Raw genomic sequence first — 20653 nt, 5'->3', positions numbered from 1 at the left:
GACCCTTGAGGGTTAGGTCCAGGCCAGAGTGGGTCAGGGGACCTCGCGCTGCTCGGGGCCGCTATAGGCGCTGAGCGGACGGATCAGGGAGTTGGATTCGGTCTGCTCCATGATGTGCGCTGTCCACCCGGTGATCCGGGCGGCAATGAACAACGGGGTGAACATCTCCGTGTCGAAACCCATCAGGTGGTAGGTGGGCCCTGCTGGGTAGTCCAGGTTGGGTTTGATGCTCTTGGCCTCGTCCATGGCGGCTTCCAGACCGCTGTACAGTCCGAGCAGTTCAGGGCGGTTAAAATGCTCGATCATTCCGTCCAGCGCGGCCTTCATGGTGGGTACCCGCGAGTCGCCATTCTTGTAGACCCGGTGTCCGAATCCCATCACCTTCTTCTTCTGGGCCAGAGCATCCTCCATCCAGGCCTTGGCGCGGGCAGCAGCGTCTTCCCGTGACTCGTCAGGGCGAATCCCGATCTCCTCGAACGTGTGCATCACCGCTTCGTTGGCCCCGCCGTGCAGGGGGCCCTTCAGCGCACCGATGGCGCCGGTGACCGCCGAGTGGAGGTCAGCGAGAGTTGACGTGATGACTCGTGCGGTGAAGGTGGAAGCATTGAACGAGTGCTCTGCATAGAGCACCATTGACACGTTGAAAGCCTCAACGACCTCCGGTGCCGCTTCCTCACCGAAGGTCATCCACAGGAAGTTAGCTGAATAGTCAAGATCGTCCCGCGGGGCGACGATTTCCTGACCACGACGACGCCGCTGGTCGTAGGCGACGACAGCGGGAAATGCTGCGAACAGTTCCATCGCCTTCTCAAGGTTTGCCTCCTGGGAGGAGTCACCGGCCTTGGGGTGGTTGGCGCCGAGCACCGATACGGCGGTGCGGGCAACGTCCATCGGGTGACAGGAGACAGAGAGCAGATCGATGGCGGCCTTCACATTGTCAGCGAGATCTCGATGGCTGCGTTCAAACGCTGTGAACTCTTCCGACTGATCGGCGGAGGGCAGCTCACCGTGCCAGAGCAGATAGGCCACCTCCTCGAAGCTGCACTTGGCGGCCAGCTCCTGCACCGGGTACCCGCGGTACATCAACGAGTTGGTGTCGGAATTGACCTTTGAGATTGCCGTGGTGTCGACCGTGACACCGGCCAACCCTTTGTAGATCTGCGTTTCTGTCATGGGGACTCCTGTTCAACTGCGGACGGGGTCTGCTCCGGCGAACCGGGCACCTGAAAATTGAAAACCGAGGTGTCGAAACGGTTGTACGCCTCGTAGTCGACGAGCTCGTACAAACGGGCTCGGGTCTGCATGGCACCGACGGCCCCCTGCTGGGTGCCATCGGCCTTGATCGTTTCCAGCGTACGCTCCGCCGCGCCCATTGCACTACGCAGCAGGGTGACGGGATAGATCACCATGGTGACCCCCGCGGAGGCGAGCTGGTCAAGGGTGAACAGCTCGCTCTTCCCGAACTCGGTCATATTCGCCAGAATCGGGACGTCGACGGCGTCGCGCATTGCCTGAAATTCGCTCAGGTCGCGCATCGCCTCGGGGAAGATCGCGTCGGCGCCAGCATCCACCAGAGCACGGGCACGCTCCTGAGCCGCCTTGAGACTGTCGGTACCGCGAATGTCAGTACGCGCCATGATCAGAAAGTTCGGATCGCGCCGGGCGTCAGCTGCTGCACGGATGCGTTTGGTCGCCGTGTCCAGGTCGACCACGTTCTTGCCATCCAGATGCCCGCACCGCTTGGGGTTGAATTGATCCTCGATGTGGCAGCCGGCCAGGCCGGCATTCTCCAACTCCTGGATGCTCCGTGCCACATTCATTGGCTCCCCGAAACCGGTATCGGCGTCGACAATAGAGGGCAGATCGGTCATCCGGGCAATTTGCCCTGCTCGGGTGGCCACCTCAGTGAGGGTGGTCAGGCCAATGTCAGGCAGACCCAGATCGTTGGCGAGCACCGCACCAGAGATGTAGACGCCGTCGAACTCCTTGTCCTGGATCAGTCGCGCTGAGAGTGGGTTGAAGGCACCCGGGAACTGCTGGATCCGTCCTGAAGCCAGCCCTTCGCGGAAGGCGATCCGCTTCTGTTCGGGGGTGATTGAGGAGTACAACATTTAGAAGAGTCCCTTCGGTGCGGTGGATGGGTCGATGACGCCGGCGGACGCGACAAGGTTGAGCTGTTCGAGTTCGCCAGCAGCAAGCTCGGGCAAGCGCTCGACGACGCCGAGGAACCGGTCGATCTCTGCTTCGTCGACGATCCGGTGGCCGTCCTGGCCCGCAGCGAGGGTGCGCAGCTTGTTGATGTACTGGTCCCTAGCGAACGGGCGGGCCCCTAACGGATGAGCATCGGCGACTGCCAGCTCATCGGTGATGACAGTGCCGTCGGTCAGGGTGATCTCCACGCGACCCCCGAAAGCCTTTTCGCTGATGTCCAGCGAATGGTAGCGCCTGGTCCACTCTGGGTCTTCGCGGGTGGTGACCTTCTGCCAGAGTGCAACGGTGTCGCTTCGGCCGGCCCGCTCGGGCGTGTAGGAGTCGACGTGGTGCCAGGAACCGTCCTGCAGCGCCACGGTGAAGATGTAGGGGATCGAGTGGTCAAGGGTCTCGCGGGACGCTGTGGGATCGTACTTCTGCGGATCGTTCGCGCCGGAGCCGATGACATTGTGGGTGTGGTGCGAGGTATGGATCACTATCGACTTCACCAGGTCGGGGTTGGTGGCCTCCGGGTGTGCTGTGTGGAGCTTGCGGGCGAGGTCGATCAGTGCCTGGGCCTGGTACTCGGCCGAGTGTTCCTTGGTGTAGGTGTCGAGGATGGCCCGTTTGGGTTCGGACGCCGCCGGCAGCGGCACCTCATACCTGCCGTCAGGGCCGTCCAGCAACCAGGCGATGAAGCCGTCCTCGCCCTCGTAGATCGGAGTGGGGGAGGTCTGGCCGCGCATGGCACGGTCCGCTGCCTCAACCGCCATCTTCCCGGCGAAGGCCGGAGCGTGGGCCTTCCAGGTGGAGATTTCGCCCTTGCGTGACTGGCGGGTCGCAGTGGTGGTGTGCAGCGCCTGGCCAATGGACTGGAAGATGGTTTCGACGTCGAGATCCAGCAGGGTGCCGATACCGGCAACCGCCGATGGGCCGAGGTGCGCTACATGGTCGATCTTGTGCTTGTGGAGGCAGATGGCTTTCACCAGATCCACCTGAATCTCATAGCCGGTGGTGATGGCCCGCAGCAGGTCCCGTCCCGATCGCCCGGTGTGCTGGGCCACGGCGAGGATAGGGGGAATGTTGTCTCCGGGGTGTGAGTAGTCGGCTGCCAGGAAAGTGTCGTGGTAGTCCAGTTCACGGACGGCGACCCCGTTGGCCCAGGCGGCCCATTCCGGGGAGGTCTTCTCGCGAATCCCAAAGATGGTTGCCCCTGCACCGTTCGACGAGGCCGGGTGGCTGGTCGCCTGTGCGCGTGCAGCGGCCACCGGGGCACGGGTGAACGAGGCAACTGCAACTGAGGCGTTGTCGATGATGCGGTTGATCACCATGTCGGCAACGTCAGCGTCTACTTCCACGGGGTCGGCGGCAACCAACGCCAGCCGGTAGGCGAGTTGCTGTTCGCGGACGAGGTTCTCGTCGCTGCGGTGGGTACGGACCAGATGATGTTCAACCATTGAGGTGAGCCTTTCGGGATGGAACGGAACCGGAGTCGAAACTATTCTTCGATGCCAGCAGATGGTCAAGACTGTTGTGGAGATGGATCTTGGTGGCAGCTGATGCAAGGTCAGTGTTGCCGCCGGCGATCGAGCGCGCTATCTGGGCGTGTTCGGCTGCGGACGACAGCAGCCGGTCGCTATTATCTTTGGCGAGTCGCCTGATGCGCACCAACTGTGCTCGGAGCTGGCCCTGGGCCTGACGGAGGAACTGGTTGTCTGCGGCGTCATCGACTGCTGAATCCAGGTCGGAGACCAGCGCGTAGTAGTCACGCTGGTCAGGGTCGTTCCCGGTGATGAGGTGAGCTGCGGCGTCGAATCTCCGTCCGAGAGCGGCGAAGACGGCGGGGTCCCGGTGCACAGCGGCCAGCTCGGCCGCTTTGCAATCCAGCGCCAATCGGACGTCGAAGAGCTGGGTCATCTTCTCCACCGAGATATCGGTAACGACGACGCCGCGGCCAGCCTGCGCGGCAGTGAGGCCTTCAGCGCCGAGCCGGGCCAGAGCTTCCCGCAGGGGAGTCCGAGATACGCCCAACCGGGCGGATTGCTCCACCTCCGCCAGCACTGTGCCCGGGACCAGCCGCCATTCGATGATGTCGGACTTCAGTGCCGCGTAGGCCCTGTCGCTTGCTCGCACTGATCCTCCTGCCGACGCTGGCTCTGCCGCTGATGTTCACCTGTTAATGTATACAGACAACGGGTCATCTGCAAGATTAGACGCCAATTCCGACGATCTTGTGACCCCTGTGTATACACGGATGGCGCTCATCAGTAGGATGTCAGCACAACACACTGACGTGGAGGAGAACCCGATGAGCCAGGACTATCGCACGCTGTATCGCCGAAGCCTTGAAGCACCGCAGGAGTTCTGGCTGGAGGCGGCCAGGGGAGTGGACTGGAGTAAGGAACCCACCACCGCGTTGGACAGCACAGCCGCGCCCCTCCACCGGTGGTTTCCCGACGGCGAGCTGAACACGTCCTACAACTCACTTGATCGCCACATTGAGGCCGGACGGGGTCACAGCACAGCCCTGATCTACGATTCGGCGATGCTCGGCCTGGTGTTGAAGTACACCTACACCGAGCTCAGGGATGAGGTGGCACGTTTCGCAGGCGTCCTGCGCTCGCAGGGGGTCGGCAAAGGGGACCGGGTGGTGATCTACCTGCCGATGGTGCCTGAGGCGCTGATCGCCATGCTGGCCACCGCCCGGCTCGGGGCGGTCCACTCGGTGGTCTTCGGGGGGTTCGCCGCCAGGGAGCTAGCCTCACGGATCCAGGATGCGCGGCCCACCGTGGTGGTCACAGCCTCCGGTGGCCTGGAGCCCCGCGGTCCCATCGAGTACCTGCCGTCAGTGCACGAGGCCCTCGAACTGTGCGACCACCGGGTGGGTGCCGTGATCGTGAAGTTGCGCGAGGGGTTCGTCAACCACGCGTCGGACTTCAGTTCGATGTCGGGAACCACCTGGCTGGACTGGGATACGGCTCTGGCCACCGCCGAGCCGGCCGATCCGGTTCCGGTTAAAGCCACGGACCCGCTCTACATCCTCTACACCTCGGGTACCACCGGGTCACCGAAGGGAGTCGTGAGGGACAACGGGGGCCACGCGGTCGCCTTGACCTGGGCAATTACCAACATTTTCGACGTCGGCCCCGGAGACGTGATGCTGACGGCGTCCGACGTCGGCTGGGTGGTGGGTCATTCCTTCATCGTCTACGCTCCGCTGCTCGCTGGGGCGACAACAGTCCTGTACGAGGGGAAGCCGGTCGGAACGCCGGACGCCGGGGCATTCTGGCGGCTGATCAGCGATCACAGCATCAATGTGCTGTTCACTGCGCCCACCGCGCTGCGTGCCGTGCGGAAGGTCGACCCGCAGGCAGCGCTCCTCCGGGCATACGACACATCGAGCCTGCGTCTGCTGTTCTGCGCTGGTGAACGGCTCGACATCGACACCTACCGGTGGGCTGGCGAGACCCTGAATGTTCCGGTGATCGACAACTGGTGGCAAACCGAGACCGGCTGGCCCATTTGCGCCAATCCGCGCGGCGTCGAAGAGCTTCCCATCAAGCCTGGATCGCCGACGCTGCCCCAGCCCGGGTACAACCTCAGAATTCTCGACGCCGACGGCCGGGTGGTCCCGGCCGGAACCGAAGGGAACATCGCGTTGCAGCTACCGTTGCCACCCGGGACCCTCCCGACCCTGTGGGGCAGCGACGAACGCTATATCAGCTCCTACCTGAGCGCATTCGATGGGTACTACGTCACCGGTGATTCGGGCTATGTCGACGACGACGGCTACGTCTTCGTTATGGGCCGCACCGACGACATCATCAATGTTGCTGGACACCGGTTGTCCACCGGTGCCATCGAGCAGGTACTGGCGCAGCATCCCGCCGTCGCCGAATGCGCGGTCATCGGGCTGGCCGACGCGCTAAAAGGCCAGCGCGCCAGCGGCTACGTGGTGCTGAAAGCGGGTTCTGACATCAGTCCCGTGGCACTTGAACAGGAACTGGTTCACCTGGTGAGGACCCAGATCGGGCCGGTAGCCGACTTCAAACACGCAGTGGTGGTGGACGGTTTACCGAAGACAAGGTCCGGCAAGATCCTTCGCAAGACCATGCGGCAAATGGCCGCCGGCGAGGACTATGTAGTTCCCTCGACCATCGAGGATCAGAGTGTTCTGGATGCCATGAAACCGGTGCTGCGACCCTCACCCACCCCGCCCAGGAGTTAGCTCTGGCGACTTCGGGGGTGCCAGAATCGCCAAAACTCGCTTCTCGGCGGGAGGGGGTGTCCAAGGCCGCCCTGCCACTGGCTGGCAGCCCGCGGTCTGCGGTCGCGGTCTGGGGTCGCACCGCCCGGATCTCGTGGCTGGCATCGGTCCAGATCCTCGGTATCGACCGGTTCAAGTCTGAAGCCTGCCCTGTTCGACGTATTTTCCCACTGATCGGGCCCCATGACTGGGAATCGCTAGAACTGACCGTCCCAGCGAACGACGTCGGTCAGTGGGAAACTGTACCGGTGCGGTCTATGAGCCGCCCGAAGAAGCTTGAACCTCAGGTTGAAACTAAAGGCTCGCGGGTAGGTGTCAGCGGATTTACCCGTCGGAATGCAGCCCCGGTTGTAACGTTGAGTGCAGGTAAGCAAGCAATAACTTCAGCACAGCGATTAAACGGAAGCGTGGATACATACGTGAGTAGCGAACAGGGTTCCACAACTCTGACGGACGCCGAGATCGGGCCCACTGGTCGCCCGGTAACCGTGTTCCCCGAACCGCCGGTTCTTTCCTCCCACGGACCGGCCCGCGTGATAGCGATGGTGAACCAGAAGGGTGGCGTTGGTAAGACCACCTCCACCATCAACCTGGGTGCGGCGCTCGCGGAAGCGGGCCGAAGGGTGCTGCTGGTGGATTTCGATCCGCAGGGTGCCCTGTCCGCTGGCCTTGGCACCAACCCGCACGAACTCGACGTCACCGTCTACAACGTGCTGATGGATCGGAAGGTGCGCATTCAGGACGCCATACAGACAACTGCGTTCGAGAATGTTGACCTGCTGCCCGCCAACATTGACCTTTCGGCCGCCGAGGTGCAGCTGGTCAACGAGGTTGCCCGCGAGCAGGTGCTTGACCGTGCGTTGCGGAAGGTGTCGGATGACTACGACGTCATTCTGATCGACTGCCAGCCCTCGCTCGGACTGCTGACTGTGAACGCACTCACTGCGGCGCACGGAGTGATCATCCCGCTGATCTGCGAGTTCTTCGCGCTGCGGGCTGTTGCGCTGCTGGTCGAAACCATTGAGAAGGTGCAGGACCGGCTCAACCCTCGTCTCCAGGTCGACGGCGTCCTCGCCACCATGTATGACGCGCGGACGCTGCACAGTCGTGAGGTCATAGCGCGGCTGGTTGAGGCATTCGGCGACAAGGTGTTCGAAACAGTCATCAAGCGGACCATCAAATTCGCTGACGCAACGGTAGCCGCCGAGCCGATCACCTCCTACGCAGCCAACCACTCAGGTGCAGATTCCTACCGCCGGCTGGCGAAGGAACTGATCTCCCGCGGCGGCGCCCCCTAACTATGCAGCGCGCCGCGCCGGACAGCGACGACGCCGCATTAGAGCCTGCAGGCTTTACCGTCCGGCTAGACAACTTCAATGGACCGTTTGACCTGTTGTTGGGGCTCATTTCCAAACATGAGCTGGACATCACCGAAATAGCCCTCGCCACCGTGACCGATGAATTCATCGGCTATATTCGTGCCTTTCAGGGAACCGACGCTGATTTCTCGCTTGACGAAGCCAGCGAATTCCTGGTCATCGCTGCCACCTTGTTGGACTTGAAAGCGGCGCGACTGCTGCCCGCCGGTGAGGTGGAAGACGATGAGGATGTGGCGCTGCTAGAAGCACGTGACCTCCTGTTTGCCCGATTGCTGCAGTACAAGGCCTTCAAGGAAATCGCTCGGCAACTGGGTGAGCGGCTGGCTGACGAGGGCACGCGGCTTCCTCGGGAGGTCAGCCTCGAACCCCAGTTCGCAGCGATGATGCCGGAGCTCGCCTGGCGTACCACCCCGGAGCAATTCGCCGCGCTGGCGGCCAAAGCGCTCGAGCCGCGCGAACCGGCGCCCACCGAGGTGGGAATCGACCATCTACACGGGTCAATAGTGAGCGTCCGTGAACAGGCTGAACTGTTGGGAACCCGCTTGAGGCAGGGGCTCCCGCTCTCCTTCCGGCAGCTCACACAGGACGCCGAGGACATGCTGACCGTCGTGGTCAGATTCCTTGCCCTGCTGGAAATGTTCCGCGATGCTGTGATCTGCTTTGATCAGGGTGCCCCGCTGGGCACCCTGATCGTGCGGTGGTCGGCGGGCGCAACCGACTGGTCGCCGGCATCGATCAGCGAAGAATATGACCAGCCACGTCCTGCCGCCGAAGCCACTGAAGGATCACGTTGAAAGACCAGGAGCCTGCTGCCGCCGAAACCGTCTTTGATGCTTCGGGGGAGCCGGGCGGGATCAAGGCCGCTCTGGAGGCGGTGCTCATGGTCGTCGACGAACCAATCACCGATATGCAGCTCGCCACAGCGCTCCTGGTGCCCGTCGGGGAAGTTCAGCGCCTACTGGTGGAACTCCAGCAGGAGTATGACGGCTATACTGGTCAGGGCCCGGAAGGGCACACCACCGATCCGGCGTTTTCACAGCCGCGTGGCTTCGAGTTACGCAGCGTCGCCGGAGGATGGCGGATTTTCTCGCGCAGCACGTTTGCGCCGGTAGTGGCGAAGTTCGTGCTCGAAGGACAAAGCGCCCGCCTGTCACAGGCAGCTTTGGAAACCCTCGCCGTCATCGCCTACCGGCAACCGGTGTCTCGGGCAAGAGTTTCAGGGATCCGCGGAGTGAACGTGGATTCGGTGGTACGCACCTTGGCACTGCGCGGTCTGATCGCCGAAGAGGCAACAGATCCTGAGACAGGCGCAATTCTGTACGGAACAACTTCGTACTTTCTGCAAAGATTAGGTATTGGCAGCGTTGCTGACCTACCTCAGCTTTCACCACATCTACCCGGGTTGGAAAATCTCGGTGACTTTGATGACACCACGTACTAAATACGCTAGCTAGAAGGATATTCAATGACACAGGCGCCACGTTCCGGCTCCGGACGCAACACCCCCAATCGCGACGGGTCCGCACGCCCTGCCAGCGGCCGCGAGGGTTTCGCGCGAGGCGGCTCGGCGCGCGACGAGTCCAACCGTGACAGCACTCCCCGAGAGTCAGGTTCCCGTGAGGGTGCGCCACGCGGCGGATCAGCACGCGGCGGCGCGCCTCGTGCCGGATCGGGGTCTGCCCGCGGCCGGTCGGCACGCGACGCATTTGGCCGCGGTTCAACGGCTGGCGACGGGCGGGACGGCGATGCCCGCCAGGGTTCCTCCCGTGACGGGGCCGGCCGTGGTTCCGGTTCAGACCGCGACGGCGAACGCAGGGGACCAGCCCGCGACGGCGCAAAGCGCCAGGGCCCTGCCCGCGGTAGTGCGGCCCGCGCGAAGCCGGGTCGCGAGGGAGCGCCACGCGAGGGCGGCTACTCACGCGACAGTTCTTCACGTGGCGGCGGCCGCCCTACCAGTGGCCGCCCTACCAGCGGGGGCTACCGCGGGTCCTCAGAGGGCTCGGCCGAAGGACGTCCCTTCGCTGCCCGCACACCCAAGCCCGCGGGAGCCAAGAAAAGCGGGAACCGGCAAAAGCCGGCCGGCCCCAAGGCCTTCGGCAGGGAACGCTTCGGTCAGAGCCTTGGGCCGGTCCGCCGGCCCAAGGTCCAGGGTCCCAAAGCCTTACCCGTCGACCGGCTCGATGTCCACAACCCTGACGGCGTGCGCCTCCAGAAGATCATGGCGTCGGCAGGAGTGGCGTCACGCCGGGTCTGCGAGGAAATGATCGAGGACGGGCGCGTTGAGGTTGACGGAACCATCGTCACCGACCTCGGTGTCCGGGTTGACCCCACGCAGGTCGCCATCCACGTCGACGGCATCCGCCTGCAGCTCAACGACCACCTGGTCTACTACGTCTTCAACAAGCCGAAGGGCGTCATCTGCACCATGGAGGACCCCGAGGGTCGTCCATGCATCAGCGACTACCTGAAGAACAAGAACGAAAACGAGCGGCTCTTCCACGTGGGTCGTCTCGACGTCGCCACCGAGGGTCTGCTGCTGCTGACCAACGACGGCGAACTCACCAACCGCCTCACCCACCCCTCCTACGAGGTCCCCAAAACCTACCTCGTGCAGGTGCGCGGACCGATGGCCCACGGCATTGGCGCGCAGATGCGCGAAGGCATCGAACTGGAAGACGGCATCGCGAGCGTCGACTCGTTCCGGCTGGTCGACTCCACACCGGGACACATCCTGGTCGAGGTAGTGCTTCACTCAGGCCGCAACCGCGTGGTCCGTCGCCTTTTCGAGGCCGTCGGTCATCCAGTCGAGCGTCTGGTGCGCACCCAGGTGGGCCCGATCCGGGTCAACGACCAGCGCCAGGGCAGCATCAGGGTCCTGGGTAACCAGGAAGTCGGACACCTATTGGCAGCGGTGGGACTCTAATACATGCCTGGCGCTAACAACGGCGGTACCCACCTGAGGGGTCCCGTGCTCATTGTGGGTACGGGGCTTCTGGGCGCCAGTATTGGGTTGGGGCTCCGGGCGCGCGGGATCGACGTCGTACTTACCGATATCTCGCCGTCCACCCAGGCGGTTGCCGAGGACATCGGCGCTGGACGGTCCCTCATCCCGGCGGAATCGCTCAACCCCGAGCTGATCGTCGTTGCCGCACCACCGGATGTGACAGCGGACCTGAGCGCCAGGTTGCTTACCGACTACCCGGGCGCCGTCGTCGTCGACATTGCCAGTGTTAAAGCTTCAGTGCTTGACCACCTGACCGCTGCCGTCGATGAAGCGGCACTGAGTCGCTATGTGGGGACCCACCCGATGGCTGGCCGCGAAAAATCCGGGCCAGTTGCCGCCAGCGCGCAGCTTTTCACCAGCATGCCGTGGGTGGTGTGCGCCGGGGCGCACAGCACTACTGCTGCCATTCGCACGGCAGAGGCACTTGCAATCGACCTGGGCGCGGTCGTGGCGCGCATGAGTGCGCAGGAGCACGACCAGTCGGTAGCGCTGATCTCGCACCTGCCACAGGTGCTGTCATCGCTCGTGGCCAGCAGGTTGCAGGACTCACCGCCGCACGCGCTGGCGTTGGCCGGCAACGGGCTGCGGGACGTTACCCGGATCGCCGCGAGCGATCCCCGGCTGTGGGTGCAGATCCTGTCGGCGAACGCTGACCGCTTGGTGCAGATTCTGTACGGGGTCCGTGAGGACCTGAACCGGTTGATCGGCACCCTCGAGAACCCGACCGGTGCCGGGTCACGGCTCGACATGGCGCAACTGATTTCCGAGGGCAACGTGGGCCAGGCCCGCATCCCCGGAAAACACGGTACACCGCCGGAGGCTTTCGCCCGCATGACAGTGCTGGTCGATGACGTGCCTGGCCAGATAGCGCGGCTCCTTACCGAAATTGGCGACGCCGGCATCAACCTTGAGGACCTGCGGCTTGAACACTCGCCGGGGCGTCAGGTCGGCATGGCCGAAATATCAGTGGTGCCCGGCAAACGCCACGACCTCCTCGAATTTCTTACTGCCAACGGTTGGAAAGTGGTTCAGTGAACACCCCTCATTCCCTCTTCCGCATCGGCAAGTCTCTAGTAGTGGCTATCGATGGGCCCTCCGGTTCCGGAAAGTCCAGCGTGAGCCGTGAAGCCGCACGCCAGCTGCACGCCGCCTACCTGGACACCGGCGCGATGTACCGCGCGGTCACCTGGCATTGCCTGGCCGAAGGGGTCGATCTGGGCGACGGCGCCGCAGTCGAACACGCCGCCCGCACGATCGACCTGAACATCAGTACCCGCGCTGACAACGAAGCTGTGGCAGTGGGCGGTCAGGACGTGACCGACGCGATCCGTGAACCGCGGGTCTCCGTCGCCGTCTCGGCGGTGGCCACCACGATGGGCGCCCGCAGCGAGCTGATCCGGCGGCAGCGTCAGATCATCGCCGACTCAGGCCACCGCATCGTGGCCGAGGGCCGGGACATCACCACCGTCGTCGCACCCGATGCCGAAGTGCGGATCCTGCTCACTGCCAGCGAAGCAGCACGCCTGCGCCGTCGTGGCGACCAGCTCGGCGGTACGCAGACCGAGGCGCAGCTGCAGGAGCAGGTCATCGGCCGGGACACCAAGGACTCGACAGTAGTCAATTTTCACCAGGCCGCAGATGGCGTGGTTACCGTAGATTCATCGGAACTCGATTTTGAGCAGACCATCACGGCTGTGCTCGACGTCGTTCGAACCGTTGCACACTGAGACGAAGGAATGCACTCATGACTGACAACCAGGCACGCCCTGACACTGAAGGGGCAGAAGAGTTTGAGCCGACCGGCGAGGACTCGATTGCGGAGCGCCTGGCCAGGATCGACGACGATGAGGCAGAGGTCCGCGCGCGGTCGCTCCGGGCCGGCCTCGACGACTACGAGCTTGACGAGGAAGACGCGGCGCTGCTTGCCTTGCAGCCTGAGGACTACGACCCCGACGCGCCGCTGCAGCTCGACCCCGTGCTCGCTATCGTCGGACGCCCCAATGTGGGCAAGTCCACTCTCGTCAACCGCATCCTCGGCCGTCGTGAAGCGGTAGTTGAAGACACGCCGGGCGTTACCCGTGACCGGGTCATGTACTCGGCCACCTGGAACGGCCGTGGATTCACCCTCGTTGACACTGGCGGTTGGGAACACGACGCCCGGGGCATCCACGCCCGGGTGGCAGACCAGGCTGAGATCGCCGTCGACATGGCCGACGCCGTGCTGCTGGTCGTCGATGCCACTGTCGGCGCCACCGCCACCGACGAAGCCATCGTGCAGATGCTCCGCAAAAAGAAGAAGCCGGTCATCCTGGTCGCCAACAAGGTTGACGACATCCAGAACGAGGCCGACGCCGCCACCCTGTGGGGCCTGGGCTTCGGCCAGCCGTGGCCGGTCTCGGCCCTTCACGGCCGCGGTACCGGCGACATGCTGGATCAGGCGCTTGAGGTGCTGCCGAAGTTCTCTGCACACGGTGGGCTGGAGCGCTCCGGTGGTCCCCGTCGTGTGGCACTGATCGGTCGCCCGAACGTGGGCAAGTCATCGCTGCTGAACAAGCTGGCCGGCAGCGACCGGGTAGTAGTGGATCCGCTGGCCGGTACTACCCGCGACCCGGTTGACGAGATGATCGAGCTCGACGGTCGCGTCTGGCGCTTTGTGGACACCGCCGGCATCCGCCGACGCGTCCACATGGCCCAGGGCGCTGACTTCTATGCGTCGCTGCGGACGCAGTCGGCCCTGGAAAAGGCCGAAGTGGCAGTCGTGCTGTTGGCCGTGGACGAGGTGCTCAGCGAGCAGGACATCCGGATCCTGAATCTCGCCATGGAGTCCGGCCGCGCATTGGTGCTGGCGTTCAACAAGTGGGACCTGATGGACGATGAGCGCCGCAAGTACCTGGAACGCGAAATCGAACAGGACCTGGCGCACGTCGAATGGGCGCCCAGGGTAAACATTTCGGCGCTGACCGGCTGGCACAAGGACCGCCTGACCCCGGCCCTTGACCGTGCACTTGAATCGTGGGACACCCGCATCCCGACCGGTCGCCTCAACGCGTTCCTTGGTGAACTGGTTGCTGCCCACCCACACCCGGTCCGTGGCGGAAAGCAGCCCCGCATCCTGTTCGGCACGCAGGCTTCCTCTCGTCCGCCGAAGTTTGTACTCTTCACCACCGGGTTTCTGGATCCCGGCTACCGCCGCTTTATCCAGCGTCGTCTGCGGGAGACCTTCGGCTTCGAAGGAACCCCGATCGAGGTCGCCATGCGTGTCCGTGAGAAGCGCGGCAAGAAGAAGTAGCCAGAAACGGCCCCAAGGCCCAGGAGCGCCCCTTGCAATCGGCGATCCTGAGCCTGCGGGCAGCTTCTGTCTGCGGAACCTGTTTGCAGCCCTGGCCCGGTTCGTTCAGGGCCAAGGTATGCGATAGGATTCTTCAGGTGGTTCAGCCTTCATCGGCTGGCCAATCGGGATGTGGCGCAGCTTGGTAGCGCACTTGACTGGGGGTCAAGGGGTCGCAGGTTCAAATCCTGTCATCCCGACAGTAGAGAAGCCCCGATGAGACGGCAAATCTCATCGGGGTTTCGTCGTTTCTGAACGCGGCATTCCCCAGTCCAGGGGACCAAATGGGGACCAAAACATCCTCTGCGGCACATCTCGGCCGTCACAGACCGCGTTCCCGCTGTTGCTGTGTCGTATGTGGCGTCAGCGAAGGTCGAGCCGACCTGCTGAGGAAGGCGTTGGCCTGTTCGGCGGCGCGCACGCGCCCAGCGCGGGGAACCGGCCGAAGTCATCAAAGCACTCTTCGTCGAGGAAGTCGCCGGCCGATCCCGGTCCATGCTCGCCACTGGACGCAAGGACGCAGGCTTCCCCACCGGGAAAACCTTCGACACTTGGGATCCCCCCGCCTCCTCAATTCCCGCCCCGACGCAGCAGTCGCTGCGGACGCTGGAATGGATCGGAAGGAAGGAGAATATCGTGATCTGCGGCCCCTCAGGCACTGGCAAAACACTTTTCTTCGAAGCCCTCTGGCAGCAGACCGTGGAGGCCGGCATGCAGGTCGCCTGGTTCCGACTCGAGGACCTCGGGGCCCTCAAGCGCGCCCACCGCTCCGATGACAGCGTCACCAAAGTCGTCGCCCGGATCCTGCGGGCGGATTTAGTGGTCGTCGATGACATCGGCCTGTTGTTGGTCGGCACGGACGCGGCGGAGGGGTTCTACCGCCTAGTCGACGCCGCCTAGAGAAACGCTCCATCGCGGTTTCTTCAAATCTGCACCCCGCCGGCTTCGACGAGCTCATGCCTAAAACCCTGGCCACAGCCACCGTCGACCGGCTGCTGCACCACGCGCACGTTCTGCCAAACCTCAGGAGATTCAATCCGCCTCAGCCAGGCCCCCGCCGAAAAAGGAGTCACGCCGATGAGCTAAACCCGTTACCCAACATGGCCAACGCCACCAAACACCCGGTGGGCGGGACTGTCTCATTAACGGTGTATCCGGCGGTTTCTTTTAGTAGCTTTCAGCGGCCGGGAATCGGTCGCTGAAAGTGATGGCGAAGGCGTTCAAAGCGGGCTTTCAACGCACGGCCCATCGGGTCTTGCCAGCACCGGTCGGATCGAGGGATCGGGTGACCAGGTACAGGCACTTTAGCGCAGCCTGCTCGGTGGGAAAATGCCCTCGGGCCTTCACGGCGCGCCGGTACCTGGCGTTGAGGGATTCGATGGCGTTGGTCGAGCAGATCACGCGCCGGATTTCCACGTCGTAGTCCAGGAACGGGATGAATTCCTGCCACGCGTTTTCCCACAGCCTGATGATGGCCCCGTATTTCCTACCCCAACGCTCCGTGAGCTCTTCGAACGCAGCTCTAGCCGCTGCGGTGTTGGGGGCGGTGTAGATGGACTTCACATCCCGTTTGAGGGCGTCCCAGTCCTTCTTCGACGCCAGCCGGAAGGTATTCCGGATCAAGTGAATAATGCAGGTCTGCACTGTCGTGAGCGGCCAGACGTTAGTCACGACTTCAGGCAGACCCTTGAGCCCGTCGCAGACCAGGAAAAACGTGTCCTTCACGCCGCGTTTTTTGATGTCGGTCAGCACGCTCATCCAAGACTTCGCGCCTTCCCCGCCGGTCCCGGCCCAGAGCCCCAGGATGTCCTTCTCACCCTCGAGGCTTACGCCGATGGCGGCGTAAATCGGGCGGTTGGCGACTTGCCCGTCGCGGATCTTCACGACGATAGCGTCGATGAAAATCGCTGCGTAGACCTGGTCCAGCGGCCGGTTCTGCCAGGCGGCCATCTCCTCGAGCACCCTGTCGGTGATCCGGCTGACCGTCTCCTCGGAGACGGACGCGCCGAAGATCTCGGCGAAGTGCGCGCTGATTTCCCCCGTGGTCAGGCCCTTGGCGTAGAGCGAGAGGACCATCTCATCGACCCCGCTCAGGCGGCGCTGGCGCTTCTTGACGATGACCGGCTCGAACGCGCCTTCCCGGTCCCGCGGCACGTCCACCTCCACCGGGCCGGTGGTCTCCGTCAACACCGTTTTTGGGCGCACCCCGTTACGGGAGTTCACGGTCTGCTTCCCCGCCGTATCGTGCTTTTCTTATCCGAGGTGCTCGGTTATTTCCTCATCGAGCGCGGTCTCGATCACGGTTTTAGTCAACTGCTTGAGCAATCCGTCGGGACCCGTCAAGGACAGGCCCTGCTCTTTGGCCATACGAACCAGTTCGCGGGCAGCGTCAGCCTCAGTTATCTCTGTCTTCTCTTCATCAGTTTTCGTACTCGGCACAGCCTCAAGTGTTGCGGCCATATCGGGCTCCTCCCCGCCAGGCTCGCCGCCCGGCGTGTCGAGCCGGATACACCGTTAATTCCACAGTCCCCGGTGGGCAGTTTTCATGGCCACCAGCGGGCGTTTTTGCTGGTCGCCCGTGGGCACAGACTATTGGCCATTGACACAAGGTGGGCTGTGCATTTCTTCAGAGCTGGGGCGTGCCTACGTCATCCCCTGAGAGTTGCTTTCTTCACGAAAGCATCAAAGATGCTTGAGCTGATGGAAGTGGTCGTAAAGTCTGTGCTCTGGGTTACATAGTGAGGACTTCGTTGGGCCTATCGTGGTGTCTATTCGGTCAGGCTGGATTGGCGACCGAGCCACGGATTGTTGAGGGCGATCTGTGGTTTTCCGTTACCTAGATAGGAGTACTTTTTAGATGGCCGACAGCGCGAAGTCCGTGAGCGGTGACGATGAGTTCGCTCGTCTGAGGGCAGTGTTCCTTAATTGCACTTTGAAGCGTAGTCCCGAGTTGAGCCACACGTCCGGGTTGATCCGCCTGAGTGCTGATTTGATGCGGGCGAAGGGTGTCCATGTGGATATTGTGCGACCGGTTGATCTTCCGGTGGCGACGGGTGTGTACCCGGACATGAGCGATCACGGTTGGGACGAAGACGCCTGGCCGACCATTTTCGAGAAGATTGAACAGGCAGACATTCTGGTGCTGGCGGGCCCAATCTGGCTTGGGGATAACAGTTCGGTGATGAAACAGATCATTGAACGGCTGTACGCGATGTCGGGGATGACTAACTCTCGGGGGCAGTACGTTTATTACGGGAAGGTGGGCGGGGCCCTGGTGACGGGGAATGAGGATGGCGTCAAGCATTGCGCGATGAACATTCTCTATAGCCTTCAGCACATTGGGGTGACCATTCCTCCGGCGGCGGATGCTGGCTGGATCGGGGAAGCCGGACCGGGTCCGAGCTATTTGGACGAAGGCTCGGGTGGTCCCGAGAATGACTTCACCAACCGCAACACCACTTTTATGACGTGGAACCTGCTTCATATGGCTCGCATCCTGAAAATGGCTGGAGGCATCCCCGCCCAGGGGAATTTACCTGAAGCGTGGAAAGAAGGCGACCGGTTTGGTCTCGAGGCGAATCCGGAATACCGGTAGCTTAAACAGCTATGCCAGGTGTTGCCTGGCACAGCTGTTCCGGACACTTAGAGGAGCGAGCCTAAATCTGATCCGACCGATGGGTAGATCGCTGTTGTTGATTTCAGCTGCCGGGTGGTGAGGCTGTGTTTCATGGCCACGCTGATGGTGTTCGCTAGTTCGGCATATCCGGTGCCGAAGTGATGCGCGCCGACGATCTGATCGGTTGACTTGTCAATCAGGATTTTCGATGCACCGCTTGTTTCCCCTGTGCGGTAGTTCGAGTACCAGCGGCTGGTATCGGTGTAGCGGACGTCAATGTCCAGACCGTTCGCTTCAGCCTCCTTTTCGAGCATGCCGAGGCGAACCAGCTTCAGGAATGGTGAAGACCGTCGTCGGGATGGCGGTGTAGTCAGGTATCGTGGTGGTCGATTTGAGCATGTTCGAAGCTGCGACTTTGGCTTCGAACACTGCGACCGGGGTCAACGGCATACCCGGAGTGTCAGCTGAATCACCTGCTGCGTAGACGGTGGGATTGGTGGTGCTCTGAAGATGGTCGGCGACCTGGACTCCTTTAGGCCCATAGGCGACGTTGCCTGCTTCGAGGTTCAACCGGGATAGGTCTGGGACCCGGCCCGCGCCGTGAACGACAAGGTCGGCGCCAATCGTTGACGACTTTCCACCTTGATTGAGGTGTATGTGGAATCCGTTGTCTGACCTGACGACGCCTGTGATGCTCGTGTCGGCCTGAACTATGACGCCTGAGTCTGTGCCGCGCGCTATGAGCAGGTCAACGAGGTCCGGGTCGAAGTTTTTCAGTGGCCGGGCGCCGCGATCAAGGATGAGGGTGGAGCTTCCAACTCGGGCGGCGATATGAGCGAATTCAAAGGAAATGAAACCTCCACCGACGAAAACGATCCGGGGCGGCAGGCGCTGAAGGTTGAGGAAGTCGGTACTGTCTATGACATGTTCTGTCCCGGGGAAACCCAGCGGTCGGGGTGCGGCACCGGTTGCTACAAGAATTTTCGCGGCTCCATACGATGCTCCGGCGATGTCGATTCGTGTCGGGGCGGTGAAAGTGGCATTTCCGTGGAGGGTCTGCACCCCGTGTGATTGGAGGTTTTCCTCCATGGTCGCGGGGATCGGTTGGGTGAATCCGTGTTTGTGTTCCATCAGGTCCTGCCAGTTGATGGACAGGGTTCCGGGGTTCACCCCTTTACCGCTCATGAGCCGGGCGTCCTCCATTACTTCGGCGCCACGCCTGAGAATTTTCTTGGGATCGCATCCTCGCAGGGCACAGGTTCCGCCGTAGGGAAGAGAATCCACGATTACAACATTCCACCCATGCGACGCGCATTTGGTCGCGGCGGCGATTCCCGCCATCCCGGCACCAATGACCAGAAGGTCGACGTCGGTAGTCATTTCATATTTCTTTCTGGTCTGAAAGTGGAGTCGTAGTCGTGGCTGTAGCGGGTGGTAGTGCTGCCCTGAGCTGGTCGATGGTCGGGGCGCCGGCTGGTCCGTCTGGGGTGAGGTATCGACGGCAGGCCAGTCCGACTGGTGCGCCAGGGGCGGCAAAAACGTCGATGTCGTTGATCCGGATGCTCGGCGACCCGTGAAAGCCAGCCCGTTCGGCGTCGTCGGCGGTTTCGTTTTTTTGGAGTGAGAGGACGATGTCGGTGCGTTCCTCAGCTAACGCGACGAGTCGTTCGTGGCCGAGGGTCCAGGTGGGGCAGTCATCGAAATACTGCAGGGTGATCTTCATGTCTCGACTGTAAACCTCATAGTCGACTATAAGGTCAAGGGTTAGACTAGGGCATGCGTATTGGGGAAATCGGAGCGTTTGCGGGCGTGGATAGTCAGACCATCCGGTTCTATGAGCGTGAGGGTCTCCTGCCGGGTCCTTGCCGCGACTCAAACGGCTACCGCAGGTATGGTTCCGCGGTTGTGGGTCGTTTGCGGTTCATCCGGTCGGCTCAGGGAGCAGGTCTGACGTTGGCTGAGATTTCGAGCACGCTGCGGCTACGCGATGCAGGTGAGGTGCCGTGCGCCCACGTTTCGGCTCTCCTCGAACAGAAACTTGTCGATGTTCAGGTCCGTCAACGCGAACTTGCTGCCTTGTCCGCGGAGATCAGCGAGCTGATCGAGACGAGTCGGGGCCTTGACTCCGCTGATTGTTTCGACGCGGATATCAGGGCACATCATCACACCGTTGAAGGACATGTAGACCCTGCCGCGAACGGACGGCAGGGCCTACATGGGTTTGTGGGGGAGTTAGAGGCTTGGTGCGGCTGGGATGTCGAGGTCGGTTTCGACGAGGTGGTTGAAGTAGTTGGTGAATAGGTTCAGGGCCACGTGGGTGGAGAGTTCAGTGAGTTCGGTGTCGGACCATCCGGCGTCTAGGGCGGTTTGCCAGTCTGCGTCTTTGACGGCTCCCTTGTTTGCGGTGGCCTGGCGGGCCAGTTCCAGCAGCGTTGAGAGTTTGTTGTCGAAGTCGATTTCGCCCTTGCGGATTGCGATGGTCTGATCCTCGGTGAGTCCGGCGGCTTTGGCGCCCATGGTGTGTGCGGACTGGCAGTAGGTGCATTCGTCGACGTTGCCGACGACCAGGGCAATGGCTTCCCGGGTGCGTGCGTCGAAGGTGCCGTAGTCGCCGATGACCTGCTGAAGGGCGACGTAGGACTGCAGGACAACGGGGGAGTGGGCCATGGCGCCGTGGATATTGAGGACTTTCCCGAACTGTTTCCCGAGGGCAGCGAGTTCGTTGCGGCTTTCTTCGGGGGCGGTCTCGGGGGTGTGGACGGTAATACGGGTCATGGGTATTCCTTCTTTTGGTGTGACTACAGAAAGATATTGGGGTGGCGGGCTTTCGCGGGCACGACAGAAAGTTTGGCGTTGGGGCTGACGTTGC

General features: G+C 62.5%; 18 protein-coding genes, 1 tRNA gene and 2 pseudogenes. 12 read left to right on the top strand and 9 right to left on the bottom strand.

All coding sequences use genetic code 11. From position 1 onward, the window contains the following. Positions 1-33: 33 nt before the first annotated feature. From Y703_RS0113380 to Y703_RS0113365, 4 genes are read right to left on the bottom strand one after another with little or no spacing between them, the layout of a single operon-like run. Positions 34-1173: a bifunctional 2-methylcitrate synthase/citrate synthase gene (locus tag Y703_RS0113380; RefSeq protein WP_026553107.1), complete on the bottom strand. Its 1140-nt coding sequence runs from the start codon at positions 1171-1173 to the stop codon at positions 34-36. Further along, positions 1170-2111: a methylisocitrate lyase gene (prpB, locus tag Y703_RS0113375; RefSeq protein ID WP_026553106.1), complete on the bottom strand. Its 942-nt coding sequence runs from the start codon at positions 2109-2111 to the stop codon at positions 1170-1172. Before prpB ends, Y703_RS0113380 begins: the two co-directional genes overlap by 4 nt. Further along, positions 2112-3647 (bottom strand): MmgE/PrpD family protein, encoded by a 1536-nt coding sequence (locus Y703_RS0113370; RefSeq protein ID WP_026553105.1) that lies wholly within the window; start codon positions 3645-3647, stop codon positions 2112-2114. It lies immediately after the preceding gene. Beyond that, entirely contained in the window at positions 3640-4323 is a 684-nt protein-coding gene (locus Y703_RS0113365) for a GntR family transcriptional regulator (protein ID WP_026553104.1), read from the bottom strand. The genes Y703_RS0113370 and Y703_RS0113365 overlap by 8 nt, the downstream gene beginning before the upstream one ends. 175 nt (positions 4324-4498) lie before the next feature. Here Y703_RS0113365 and Y703_RS0113360 point away from each other — a divergent pair, with 175 nt between their 5' ends. The 10 genes and pseudogenes from Y703_RS0113360 (at position 4499) to Y703_RS19930 (ending at position 15370) form a co-directional block, all read left to right on the top strand. Then, positions 4499-6418 (top strand): AMP-binding protein, encoded by a 1920-nt coding sequence (locus tag Y703_RS0113360; protein ID WP_026553103.1) that lies wholly within the window; start codon positions 4499-4501, stop codon positions 6416-6418. Positions 6419-6876: 458 nt separating this feature from the next. Beyond that, positions 6877-7755, top strand: coding sequence for a ParA family protein (locus tag Y703_RS0113355; RefSeq protein WP_026553102.1), 879 nt, complete (start codon positions 6877-6879; stop codon positions 7753-7755). A 2-nt stretch (positions 7756-7757) separates the two neighbouring features. Further along, complete coding sequence (locus tag Y703_RS0113350; protein WP_026553101.1) at positions 7758-8630, top strand: segregation and condensation protein A; 873 nt, start codon at positions 7758-7760, stop codon at positions 8628-8630. Then, complete coding sequence (locus tag Y703_RS0113345) at positions 8627-9277, top strand: SMC-Scp complex subunit ScpB (protein WP_026553100.1); 651 nt, start codon at positions 8627-8629, stop codon at positions 9275-9277. Before Y703_RS0113350 ends, Y703_RS0113345 begins: the two co-directional genes overlap by 4 nt. 24 nt (positions 9278-9301) lie before the next feature. Then, the gene (locus Y703_RS19935) at positions 9302-10759 is read left to right on the top strand and encodes a pseudouridine synthase (RefSeq protein WP_081743542.1); all 1458 of its coding nucleotides are present in this window, start codon (positions 9302-9304) and stop codon (positions 10757-10759) included. A 3-nt stretch (positions 10760-10762) separates the two neighbouring features. Continuing rightward, complete coding sequence (locus tag Y703_RS0113335) at positions 10763-11875, top strand: prephenate dehydrogenase (protein WP_035765184.1); 1113 nt, start codon at positions 10763-10765, stop codon at positions 11873-11875. After that, entirely contained in the window at positions 11872-12567 is a 696-nt protein-coding gene (cmk, locus tag Y703_RS0113330) for a (d)CMP kinase (protein ID WP_026553098.1), read from the top strand. The genes Y703_RS0113335 and cmk overlap by 4 nt, the downstream gene beginning before the upstream one ends. Before the next feature lie 17 nt (positions 12568-12584). Then, on the top strand, positions 12585-14129 hold the full coding sequence (gene der, locus Y703_RS0113325; protein ID WP_026553097.1) for a ribosome biogenesis GTPase Der: 1545 nt from the start codon (positions 12585-12587) through the stop codon (positions 14127-14129). Between the two features lie 165 nt (positions 14130-14294). Next, a tRNA-Pro gene (locus Y703_RS0113320) sits at positions 14295-14368 on the top strand. Positions 14369-14663: 295 nt separating this feature from the next. After that, positions 14664-15370: pseudogene (locus Y703_RS19930) on the top strand (ATP-binding protein). Here Y703_RS19930 and Y703_RS19925 read toward each other — a convergent pair. Next, positions 15336-16628 (bottom strand): annotated as a pseudogene (locus Y703_RS19925) (IS256 family transposase). The pseudogenes Y703_RS19930 and Y703_RS19925 overlap by 35 nt on opposite strands. 397 nt (positions 16629-17025) lie before the next feature. Between Y703_RS19925 and Y703_RS0113305 the strand changes: the two are divergent. Next, the gene (locus Y703_RS0113305) at positions 17026-17763 is read left to right on the top strand and encodes a flavodoxin family protein (RefSeq protein WP_035765178.1); all 738 of its coding nucleotides are present in this window, start codon (positions 17026-17028) and stop codon (positions 17761-17763) included. A gap of 47 nt (positions 17764-17810) precedes the next feature. Here Y703_RS0113305 and Y703_RS23170 read toward each other — a convergent pair whose 3' ends face one another. From Y703_RS23170 to Y703_RS0113295, 3 genes are read right to left on the bottom strand one after another with little or no spacing between them, the layout of a single operon-like run. Further along, positions 17811-18098 (bottom strand): NAD(P)/FAD-dependent oxidoreductase, encoded by a 288-nt coding sequence (locus Y703_RS23170; protein WP_253908050.1) that lies wholly within the window; start codon positions 18096-18098, stop codon positions 17811-17813. Next, on the bottom strand, positions 18079-19164 hold the full coding sequence (locus Y703_RS19920) for a dihydrolipoyl dehydrogenase family protein (protein ID WP_253908049.1): 1086 nt from the start codon (positions 19162-19164) through the stop codon (positions 18079-18081). Before Y703_RS19920 ends, Y703_RS23170 begins: the two co-directional genes overlap by 20 nt. 1 nt (position 19165) lies before the next feature. Continuing rightward, positions 19166-19507: a hypothetical protein gene (locus Y703_RS0113295; RefSeq protein ID WP_026553095.1), complete on the bottom strand. Its 342-nt coding sequence runs from the start codon at positions 19505-19507 to the stop codon at positions 19166-19168. Between the two features lie 53 nt (positions 19508-19560). Between Y703_RS0113295 and Y703_RS21680 the strand changes: the two genes are divergently transcribed. Next, complete coding sequence (locus Y703_RS21680; protein WP_173400635.1) at positions 19561-20085, top strand: heavy metal-responsive transcriptional regulator; 525 nt, start codon at positions 19561-19563, stop codon at positions 20083-20085. Here Y703_RS21680 and Y703_RS0113285 read toward each other — a convergent pair. Further along, the gene (locus tag Y703_RS0113285) at positions 20017-20559 is read right to left on the bottom strand and encodes a carboxymuconolactone decarboxylase family protein (RefSeq protein ID WP_026548695.1); all 543 of its coding nucleotides are present in this window, start codon (positions 20557-20559) and stop codon (positions 20017-20019) included. The genes Y703_RS21680 and Y703_RS0113285 overlap by 69 nt on opposite strands. Between the last annotated feature and the right edge of the window lie 94 nt (positions 20560-20653).

The organism is Arthrobacter sp. H20, from assembly GCF_000520515.1.
In the GTDB taxonomy this organism is placed as follows: Bacteria; Actinomycetota; Actinomycetes; order Actinomycetales; family Micrococcaceae; genus Arthrobacter_D.
This window is presented reverse-complemented; position numbering and strand designations above follow the sequence as displayed.

What these genes read in the sequence shown, in the direction of transcription:
- Y703_RS0113335 (WP_035765184.1), top strand. Translation starts at nt 10,763, where the DNA reads ATGCCTGGCGCTAACAACGGCGGTACCCACCTGAGGGGTCCCGTGCTC.
- Y703_RS0113350 (WP_026553101.1), top strand. Translation starts at nt 7,758, where the DNA reads ATGCAGCGCGCCGCGCCGGACAGCGACGACGCCGCATTAGAGCCTGCA.
- Y703_RS19920 (WP_253908049.1), bottom strand. Translation starts at nt 19,164, where the DNA reads ATGACTACCGACGTCGACCTTCTGGTCATTGGTGCCGGGATGGCGGGA.
- Y703_RS0113360 (WP_026553103.1), top strand. Translation starts at nt 4,499, where the DNA reads ATGAGCCAGGACTATCGCACGCTGTATCGCCGAAGCCTTGAAGCACCG.
- Y703_RS0113370 (WP_026553105.1), bottom strand. Translation starts at nt 3,647, where the DNA reads ATGGTTGAACATCATCTGGTCCGTACCCACCGCAGCGACGAGAACCTC.
- prpB (WP_026553106.1), bottom strand. Translation starts at nt 2,111, where the DNA reads ATGTTGTACTCCTCAATCACCCCCGAACAGAAGCGGATCGCCTTCCGC.
- der (WP_026553097.1), top strand. Translation starts at nt 12,585, where the DNA reads ATGACTGACAACCAGGCACGCCCTGACACTGAAGGGGCAGAAGAGTTT.
- Y703_RS0113305 (WP_035765178.1), top strand. Translation starts at nt 17,026, where the DNA reads ATGGCCGACAGCGCGAAGTCCGTGAGCGGTGACGATGAGTTCGCTCGT.
- Y703_RS0113380 (WP_026553107.1), bottom strand. Translation starts at nt 1,173, where the DNA reads ATGACAGAAACGCAGATCTACAAAGGGTTGGCCGGTGTCACGGTCGAC.
- Y703_RS23170 (WP_253908050.1), bottom strand. Translation starts at nt 18,098, where the DNA reads ATGCTCGAAAAGGAGGCTGAAGCGAACGGTCTGGACATTGACGTCCGC.
- Y703_RS19935 (WP_081743542.1), top strand. Translation starts at nt 9,302, where the DNA reads ATGACACAGGCGCCACGTTCCGGCTCCGGACGCAACACCCCCAATCGC.
- Y703_RS0113285 (WP_026548695.1), bottom strand. Translation starts at nt 20,559, where the DNA reads ATGACCCGTATTACCGTCCACACCCCCGAGACCGCCCCCGAAGAAAGC.
- Y703_RS21680 (WP_173400635.1), top strand. Translation starts at nt 19,561, where the DNA reads ATGCGTATTGGGGAAATCGGAGCGTTTGCGGGCGTGGATAGTCAGACC.
- Y703_RS0113295 (WP_026553095.1), bottom strand. Translation starts at nt 19,507, where the DNA reads ATGAAGATCACCCTGCAGTATTTCGATGACTGCCCCACCTGGACCCTC.